Consider the following 9,280-nt stretch of genomic DNA (forward strand, 5'->3'; position numbering starts at 1 on the left):
TTTTTGAAGGAATCATCAAATACTCGTTTGCTCATATAATCAAATTTAAAAGTTTCTAGTTAAATCTGACAACTAAATTCCTCCAGTCAAATGTAGCAACTCCAGTCTGTATCCTGCAATTATTAGGAAGCACGATGGAAAGGGTGGCTATTTATATACACAGTGGGAGTACCGAGCGATGTTTGATGAGTATGGGAAGCCTCAGGGAATCTTTTGCCTCGGTTATAACATAACCGACTTCATTGCGGATAAACGGCTACTCGAAGGTGCAAAAACGGAGATAGAGCGTAATGCCGAATTGCTACGTACAATAGCCTTCCAACAATCTCACCTCATCAGGGCACCTCTTACAAATATAATTGCACTTGCAACTATTTTGCAAAAATACAAACACATTGAGGGAATTTCAACCCTTTGTGAAATGGTACTGGAAAGTGCAACAAAACTTGATCTAACTATAAAAAATATTGTAGGTGATATTCATGAACGAAACTCTAATCCTTAAGATTTGTGTGAAAAAAACTTCTCTAAATTTTTATCATAAATTTACTTATAAACTATATCTTGATTAATACTACACCTCAAACCAATTACAGAATCCTGATTATTGACGATGATGACATCGCCCTTTTTCTTCATTCAACCATTTTAGAAGATATTTTTCAAAATATTGTAATAGAAACATTCAACAAAGCAGCATTGGCTCTGAAATATCTTAAAGCTAATGCAATGGAAAAAAATGAATATCTTATTTTTTTGGACATTAACATGCCTGAAGTTAATGGATGGGAGTTTTTGGAGGCAATAAAATCATATGAAAACATCGAAACTGCAAAAGTGATTATCGTTAGCTCATCGGTGGAAATTACGGAAAAGGAAAAGGCGCAAAATATATCATTTGTGAAAAATTTTCTGATCAAGCCACTGATGCCGGAGCAGGTAGAACAGCTTCGGTACTTAGAAGCCATTAATCCATTTTTTAGGCAGTAAATGTTACGGCATCTTCCAATCCAGACTTTTAGCGGTATAGGTGCGTAAGATATAATGATCTAAGCCCTGATATGATCATTAATCTTAATAAATATACAAAAAGTAGAAATACTTAAAAAAATGGATGATAAAGTAAACGAAGATGACGAAGTACTCTTCACCAGTTTCAGAGAACTAGGATTTGACTCTGCATTTTGCAAATTAAGTGTAAGAATGGATTTCAGAACATTGAAGGATGTTTGTTCAATCTCACCACAGGAACTAATTAATAAAAAAGAATTTACATATACATGGCTAGGACAGTTAGCTGATTATATGGACAATAAGGGTATACTACACTTGCTTTAAAATCCATCTAAATCGTAGTTGATCTTCTCCTCTAAATAGAAATCGTTCTATTATCGTTTAGTTGCTACTACGTTCGTCAAGTAAATTAAAAACTGTGGTTTATGTGGCAAAAGTCCTAACCGTTTCGTGGACATTAAATAACACCTAAGGCTGTAAAGGGAACATTCTACTACACCCTATCGAACGTACGATTACCAAAGCAAGAATTGTATTTTGCTCTTAAATTGGAGCCACACGAACTTGTTGGCAAAATTATGTGTACCGCCAAGAAATTGTATTATGCTTTCAAATGGATTGAAACATTATAGTTTACGATTAATAAAAACCCATATCAAACAATTAGTGAGTGTAATCTAACCTCACCCTACGGCTGTACAAGCAGCCTCTAATAATTAATTTATTTTCAAAGAACTTTAATACCGTTATTTAATCAACGATAATTTGAATGCAGCATCCGGCTACATACGTGCAATTTGTATTCTACTTAGCGTTTTTTCTGATGCTGATAATCTACCAGACTTTTCCCTTTACAATCACTGAAATGTTCCGCCAGAAATTGTATTTGCTTTCAAATGAATTAAAACATTATAGGTTACGGTTGATAAAAACCTATATGAAACAATTAGTGAGTGTTAATGCAACCTCACCCTACGGCTGTGTACAAGCAGCCTCTAATAATTAATTTATTTTCAAAGAACATTTAATACCGTTCTTTATTCTACGATCATTTGAATGCCTGCTTTTGCAGCTTTATAGCCTATTTTTTCTTTTAAACTGTAATAGCTCCAATTTTTTAGCAGGAAGGGATCATCTTTGGCTATTTCTTCTTTTTGCTCTTGGTTAATAAGTAACAATGTTGCAGCCTGATATTTTAAACAGATGTCAATCAGCATCCGGCTATATACGTGCAATTTGTATTCTACATAACGTTTTTCCTGATGCTGGTAATCTACGAGACTTTTCCTTTTACGTTTACTGCCATGACCGCCACGATTAAATTTAACAGCTTTTTGTACCCGATAGATGGCAGCCTGTATAGCTAATCTGCGATGCAAAAACTCTTCCTTTGTACCAATCGTATGGTCATATTTTCCTATTTTAACAGTAACAGGGTGTTCTATGGACAGCGAAGCTTCTGCTATAACAGAGTTATCTAAAGTATGCTGTTCTTTATCCACCTGAACGGCTGCCAGTAGAAATATCTTTCCCTTATCTAATTGGATATTGCTAACGCAAAGTTTTAAAGTTCCGTTCATAATCTTTTCAAGCATTATTTTTTTATCAGTCCTGTCTTTTCCCAAATATGTTCTAAACGGAACTTTGAAAAGTTTAAAAGAAAAATTCCTTTTGTCCGGAGTGTAGGCAAACTTGGAGATTACACTAGCTTCAAAGGGCATGGGGATATTCTTTTTATAGTTCCTTAGCGATTTTTCGCCTTTCCAATAAGCTGACTTTTCTTTGTTGAAATAAGAAATCAGGGTATTGTTGAGGTTGCTTAGGATATTGGTCGGTATCTGTCCTTTGAAGTGATTGGAAAGCAACCGATAAGTGGTGTTTTGTCGAGAGGACTTTAAAATGCCGTTTTCTTCTTTTTTTTCATCCGCTATTTTGAGCTTGATGTCTTCTGTTAAATAAAAGAAATCCTTCACCTGCTCCTGAACAAAGTGATGGCTCATTATCATATTTGCGGATCGGTAAGTGATCCATTGCCAGTTGTAAAGCTGATCCTTCATCTTTTTAACTTCCTCTTTATCCTCGGAATCAATCAGTAACTGAATTTTTCGCGTGATTACCATTTTATTATTTTCCATAACCTTACAATTTTACTTTCTTGATTTTGGTACATGCCCCGACAAATACTTTCTGAATATAACCCTGATCCAGATTCAAGGCGGTAGAAATTTCCTCGAAACTGTATTGCAGCTCATAGCGCATGTGGAGGATTGAAGACTGTTCCCCATTTAAATCACCTTCAAATCTGAATCTGTTGTTTTTTCCAACGATGTCAAGCTTTTGACTATTTGTAAAAATGGCTTTAAGAGATTCCAATGTTTTTTCAACTTTTATTGCAACCTGATAATCTGAAATCCCACCTATGTGCCAGGCGATGCGGTCATAGTTAAAGGAGTACTTTAAGCATAACCGGACAAATAATTGCTGATCCTGCGTGAGGTTCGGAATCAAAGCTTCTAACTTAGTCCACTTTTCTTTCAGTTCCTTTTCAAGTTCTTCCTGATAAAGAACCTCCGTTTCCCCATCAAATTCAGGATCATATCCAGAGATAAATTCATCATAATTTTCGATTTCATCCAGTCTTAGCATGTTCCTCTGAAACCTGTTGGTTGAGGTTTTATAGTATGCATTGCAAGCATTTGAAGTAAGCTTTTTTAGAAATATTTCGATTTGGTCTGAATCGCTGATGCTTTTACGGACTAGCCACAATCTTAGGAACGCTTCATTGACTATGCAATCGGCATTAATGTCATCTTTGATGTACCTTAAGCCCTTATGATATAAAGAGGGGTATAAGCGCTCGTAAAAAAACTCCAGTCCCTTTTCATTACCCTGCTGAAATTTATTGAAATAATATTGCTGATAGTCAATGCTGTTGCTTTTCATTACTCGTATTGGATTATACAAGTCCCGAAGATGGTAGATGCAAGACTATAGCGGGCTCTATCACCGTGCTACAAGGTTCCGACGCCTTCAGAAACGGTTTACGATAGAGCCCATAGCGCTATAGCTGTACGAAAGTACGCATAAATTCACTATGGGCATTAAATCTATCGTCTCGTTCTGATTCAAATTGTCGGAATTTGTAACCGAGACTCTTCTATTAATACCTCTTATTATAATAAATACTGGATGTTCTTTCCTATCTCATATGTTTTGATGGTGACTAATACCACAAATTTAAATAATTGTTTTTAAATACACAATAAGTCTTTCAAAAAATCACGATTTAGAATTGTCCATTTGTACATGGAAGATACAATATCAACACTTAGCGCTAATATTATAGAGCTTAGAGACGCTTTAGGGCTATCTCAAAAGGATTTTGCCTTGCTCGCAAATATTTCCCGAACAACTTTAGGAAACATAGAGTCCGGACGAGCTAATTTTAAAATAAGGAGTTTGGATGGGATATTGATTTTTACATCAATTAAGCTCGAGGATTTAAGCAAACCATCTTTTGCTCCGCCAAAAAATATACGTGAAAAGTTATCGGAAAAATATAAGTCCGAACCTTCTGTATCTGTTATTTTAAATGAAGAACCTTCTATACCATACTGTATAAAGTACAAGCTCCTTAAAACAACCTTCCTTGATACACCGAAAGAGACGAATCAGATTATTAAGTTCTTTTTTGAAAAATATGGCTGGGTACTTAAAGGAAATTCGTTGCATGCGGCATTAAAAAGAATTCCTGAATTAATAAAAATCCAGCCACATCCGAGTAAGCGGTCAACTAATCTATATTCGAAAAGACACGGTTAATAATTTTGATCCACTAAATGAGATGGATACGCTGCGAACCAAATAACTGGAACTAATCTGAAATTGAGGGGTATGGTTATTGTAGAAATAATTCTTTATTTTTGTGTTAACACTTAATATCATATCCATGCACATAGAAACACGTAAATTACATTTGATAGAAGAAATGCTAAAAGTAAAGAGTGAAGCTACTTTATCTGCTTTGGAGAAGCTATTAAAAAGTACCAATAATAAAACAGTTAAGAAAACACCAAGCTTAAAAGATTTTTCTGGAATCTGGTCTAATGACGAGGCGGAAGAAATAGAACGTATTATCGCAGAATCTTGTGAAACCATCCACCCAGATGACTGGAAATAATCTTTTAGACACCAATATCGTTATTGAGTTGTTTAAAGGCAATTCTACAATTACCGCTTTTCTTGAAACTTTAGAAGAGGAAATAAATATTCCTTTTGCTGTATTGGGAGAACTATATTTAGGTGCTTACAGATCAGCCAACCAAAAAAAACACATTAAACAGATCAATTCTTTTCTGGAAAGATGTAATGTCCTTATTGCTGATGATGAAACAGCAAATCACTATGCCCTAATCAAAACTGCCTTGTTGCAAAAAGGTAAGCCAATACCGGAAAATGACATGTGGATTGCCGCAGTATCAAAGCAATTTGACCTAAAGTTACACACCAAGGACAAGCATTTTAAGGAAATAGACAACCTCAATTTACAGAGCTGGTAATTACTGACCATTCGCTTCTAGCTGTTCCTTTAGCAAATTTAGGTATGTTGAATTTCGCACTTCAGCACCCTTGCTTTTTATTTCAGTTTATCGATCGCTTTCAAAAACATTCTAACAAAAGTAGGTATGAATGCAGACCTCAGCAAAATCCAAAAAAACACTAACTTAAAATGGTTTGAAATGACTTATAATTTTTTTTAGAATTGCGGTTTAAAATATCATTTAAACAGAAAAGGCGCAATTTCTTGCGCCTTTGGTGAACCTTACTGACATTTTCTCGAACACCTTTGTGTCATATTTAAAACGTATAATTAATTTGGCTGATGAATTAGATGAGGAATATTGAAAGTTCTCTAGTATAGTTTTTAATGATTTCACTACTATGGTATATTCCTGAGTCAGTAATTTGTTTAAATATGTATATTGACCTGCATATACCAATGTTAATTGATCCTATATGCCAAAATCAATCAACTACCGAAAGATTCATAACTATCAAATTTATTTTCTAGTTGATTGATTTTCTTAAGCTTAAATTTTTTGATTTTTGTGGGAGTTGTGAAATTGGATTTGTTTTCCTTAATTTTTGGGCTTAATAATATAGTATTCATGTTCATTGAATCTTATTAAACCAAAATTGAAGCCAGGAGGGTTATATAATTCTACTTTTTTTTCCTCACAATGTGTAGAGCCCTCGTCCTGGGTATAAATGCTATCAATCCTGAATTTAAGGTTTTGGCTGCCATAACTTAGCTCATAGTAATTGTTACCATTGTACTTAACTTCATCAATGTTATTACAATGAAAAGCACCTGTTTTAAGAAAATGAACAAGTTTTAGAGCCTTGGTGTCTTGCTTTAAAGAATCAATTTTCCAGTCTGAATTAACCCTAAATGAATTAGCAGGTTGCTTTTCTTTATTGCCATCAAATATCCAGCTGATCAGTTGTTTGCCATCATAATCAGTTAAAATACCGTTTTTACAAATAAGTGGGAAAAATTTGCCACCTTCAACTACGGTAGCTTCAAGTTCAGCAATAATTTTACCATTTGTATCGATTCTATAAATCTTCTGAATCGGTTTAGACCTATTATTACCTCCATAATCTGATATGATGATAAGCTCATTTTTATTTGGCAAAACGTAAGGCTCTCCCACAAAATTATTTTCACTCGGTACTATAAATTTCTGTACCGTATATGTTCCTTCATTATTCAAATCATCCAACTTTTGGTACGTAGTATAATTGGCGATGGAACTGGTTTGATTAATCTTGTTGACTAGATAAAAGATCACGATGCTGAATAGAAAGGCACTGGAGATACCTACTAAATACAAAATATTTTTCTTCATTAACATTTCGCTTGCCGTTTTATCTGTTAAGGGCGGAAAAGAAAGTGTAATTCCAATTAAGATGCTACAAATAGCAATGAATAATGCGTTTTTAAAAATGAATGTTGTAGTAAGCGCTATAAAATCACTGTTAAGACCAAATGGTTTGATGTAAATAAACCCGTAAATTATCCAGGTTACAAAAGTTAACACTATGAATGGCCATAAAATATTAAAAATCAGTTTAGGATAGATAAAGCCATTGTTTATGAAATAAGCAATTAGTTTGATGCCAAAAAAATAGGATACAAAAATAGCTAGTGCAATGGCGCCAACCGCGAATACGGCCAAAATAGACATGAAACTGCCAGGCGTTCTCACATAATATTTGTAAGTAAACACGAGTAACACGAAGGCTAGAATAACGGCTTTAATATTTAGGTTCATTAATTTTTTTATAAGTGTATTAGTGTTATTAATCTATATCTACCTCAATTCCTAATTCTTTAGCCTTAATTAAATCAATACGATAGTCAGACTGACCTAAAAAAGATTTGATTTGTCCCCTAATAAGATACGCAAAACCGTTATTTTGATCTAATACAATAGCTTGGTTACAATCTTCTAATCCACTTTTTATGTTGGGGTTAGTTTTATAAAAGGATGACGATTTCGATTTTATCTCCCAATTGATCCTAAAAGGCTGATTTGGCAATTTAGCACTAATTATGGCATTAGATTTTTTTGCATTTTCTACCTGGCTCACCTTAGCAATTGCCCTACCAACATAGGAAGGGGCGTAGTTTTTATTGATTTGAATGCTTTTATTAAAATCTGTAAGTGCGAAATCGTAATTCTTCTTTTCCAAATAAATATTTCCTCTTCTGGCATAATATTTCTCTTTATTAAAATCAGTAACGTTTGGGGCAATAGCAAGAGCTTGATTCATTGCATTTAATGCATCATCATATTTTTGGGCATAAATACCACATTCTGCAACGTTATAATAAATTGATGCCAAAAAACCGTCGTAAAAAGTTTGTGTACCTTCATTATTTTCCTGATCAAAACGGTGGTTTTTTTTTATTTCAGCCATTAAAAGAGCTATGTTTGCTAATGCGTTCTCATAATTGGCCAAAGCATTTGGATAATCTTTCATTGCCAAATAAGCGTTGCCTTTAAAAGATAAAATCATTGGGTTCTTCGGGAATTTTTTTAATCCCACATCGTAAATAGCTAATGCATTTTCGTATTGTTTTAAATTGTAAAAGGCAACTCCCCGTTGAAAAAAATAACTTGATTTACTTTGATCACAAATGTCAACCATAGCATTCTCTATATTCTTTAAAAATTCAGGGTTGTTATTTTTTTGCTTTTCAATCAACACCTTTGCACTTGCGTAATCATCACATGCTGAATCCATATTTTCCAAGTCATAATAAACCTGTGCTCTGCTTAGGTAACTATAAAAATCTTCAGAACTAAGTTTTATTGCTTTTGAATAATTTTCTAACGCATTTTTAGACTGTTTTAATTCTTTATAAATCGTACCCCGAAAGTTGTAAAATCGATTCTGTTTGGCATCCAATAAAATGGCTTTGTCGATATCTTTTAGTGCATCTTGCAAATCATTATTTTCAAATTTTATTCTGCTTCTATAAAAGTATGCGTCATAACTATTTGGTCTTAAAGATATTGCTTCATTTAAATCAACCAAAGCCAATGAATTATATTTATTACTTAAGTTATAAATACCTCTTTGAATATAGTTGTCAGCATTTTTAGGTGCTATTGAAATGGCTTTGTTGTAATCCGACAAAGCTCCAAAGGTATCGCCAATCGCTTCTTTTATTTGTGCTCGGCTTGTGAGTAGTAAATCGTCTTTGGGGTTTGCTAATATGGCTTTATCCAAATAATTTAATGCTTTTTGAAACTCGTTTTTCTGGGCGTAAATTCGAGAAATGTTTAAATAACAGCTGACACAAGCTGGATTAACGACTATCGCTTCCATATAATACCGCTCACCAAGTTCGGTATTTTTTGACTGGAGGTATTGGAAAGCTATTAACGCAAGTAGATTTTCGTTTTTAGGCTGCTTTTTTAATTCAGTTTGTAGATAAGGAATGATTTTCTCTTGCTGGCCGTTTTGGTTAAATAAATCTACTGATTTTTCGTAAACGCTTTTACTTTGTCCAAATCCTTGAACAGCAACCAATAACAGTAATAAATTTATAATTAACTTAAATCTCATAGGTTAAAATTTATATTTCAATACATTACTGTCCGATAAAAATCAGGTTTGATAAAAATAGTTTATTTATTGATGAATATTTAGTGTTTTCTAAGCTTACTGAAAAATCAACCCCTACCCATCA

10 protein-coding genes are annotated in these 9,280 nt (G+C 33.7%); 6 read left to right on the forward strand and 4 right to left on the reverse strand.

The window, feature by feature from the left end; genetic code table 11:
* The first annotated feature begins 178 nt into the window (after nt 1-178).
* The 3 genes from ACFOUY_RS09370 to ACFOUY_RS09380 all read left to right on the forward strand — a co-directional run bounded on the left by ACFOUY_RS09370 (nt 179) and on the right by ACFOUY_RS09380 (nt 1,338).
* A complete protein-coding gene (locus ACFOUY_RS09370; RefSeq protein WP_378960246.1) occupies nt 179-505 on the forward strand; it encodes a hypothetical protein in 327 nt (108 codons plus the stop codon).
* Nucleotides 506-564: 59 nt separating this feature from the next.
* The gene (locus tag ACFOUY_RS09375) at nt 565-990 is read left to right on the forward strand and encodes a response regulator (protein ID WP_378960247.1); all 426 of its coding nucleotides are present in this window, start codon (nt 565-567) and stop codon (nt 988-990) included.
* 120 nt (nt 991-1,110) lie between these two features.
* Nucleotides 1,111-1,338, forward strand: coding sequence for a hypothetical protein (locus tag ACFOUY_RS09380; protein ID WP_378960248.1), 228 nt, complete (start codon nt 1,111-1,113; stop codon nt 1,336-1,338).
* A 713-nt stretch (nt 1,339-2,051) separates the two neighbouring features.
* On the opposite strand, the gene ACFOUY_RS09385 is transcribed toward ACFOUY_RS09380, so the two are convergent.
* A complete protein-coding gene (locus ACFOUY_RS09385) occupies nt 2,052-3,149 on the reverse strand; it encodes a hypothetical protein (RefSeq protein WP_378960249.1) in 1,098 nt (365 codons plus the stop codon).
* Nucleotides 3,150-3,153: 4 nt separating this feature from the next.
* The gene (locus ACFOUY_RS09390) at nt 3,154-3,957 is read right to left on the reverse strand and encodes an RNA polymerase sigma factor (protein WP_378960250.1); all 804 of its coding nucleotides are present in this window, start codon (nt 3,955-3,957) and stop codon (nt 3,154-3,156) included.
* Nucleotides 3,958-4,320: 363 nt separating this feature from the next.
* Here ACFOUY_RS09390 and ACFOUY_RS09395 point away from each other — a divergent pair, with 363 nt between their 5' ends.
* The 3 genes from ACFOUY_RS09395 (at nt 4,321) to ACFOUY_RS09405 (ending at nt 5,573) form a co-directional block, all read left to right on the forward strand.
* On the forward strand, nt 4,321-4,836 hold the full coding sequence (locus tag ACFOUY_RS09395) for a helix-turn-helix domain-containing protein (protein ID WP_378960251.1): 516 nt from the start codon (nt 4,321-4,323) through the stop codon (nt 4,834-4,836).
* Between the two features lie 127 nt (nt 4,837-4,963).
* The gene (locus ACFOUY_RS09400; protein WP_378960252.1) at nt 4,964-5,194 is read left to right on the forward strand and encodes a hypothetical protein; all 231 of its coding nucleotides are present in this window, start codon (nt 4,964-4,966) and stop codon (nt 5,192-5,194) included.
* Nucleotides 5,181-5,573 (forward strand): type II toxin-antitoxin system VapC family toxin, encoded by a 393-nt coding sequence (locus ACFOUY_RS09405; protein WP_378960253.1) that lies wholly within the window; start codon nt 5,181-5,183, stop codon nt 5,571-5,573. Before ACFOUY_RS09400 ends, ACFOUY_RS09405 begins: the two co-directional genes overlap by 14 nt.
* Before the next feature lie 579 nt (nt 5,574-6,152).
* Here ACFOUY_RS09405 and ACFOUY_RS09410 read toward each other — a convergent pair.
* Entirely contained in the window at nt 6,153-7,352 is a 1,200-nt protein-coding gene (locus ACFOUY_RS09410) for a hypothetical protein (protein WP_378960254.1), read from the reverse strand.
* Nucleotides 7,353-7,380: 28 nt separating this feature from the next.
* The gene (locus ACFOUY_RS09415) at nt 7,381-9,156 is read right to left on the reverse strand and encodes a tetratricopeptide repeat protein (protein WP_378960255.1); all 1,776 of its coding nucleotides are present in this window, start codon (nt 9,154-9,156) and stop codon (nt 7,381-7,383) included.
* Between the last annotated feature and the right edge of the window lie 124 nt (nt 9,157-9,280).

This window comes from Pedobacter jamesrossensis (assembly GCF_042650905.1).
Lineage (GTDB): Bacteria > Bacteroidota > Bacteroidia > Sphingobacteriales > Sphingobacteriaceae > Pedobacter > Pedobacter jamesrossensis.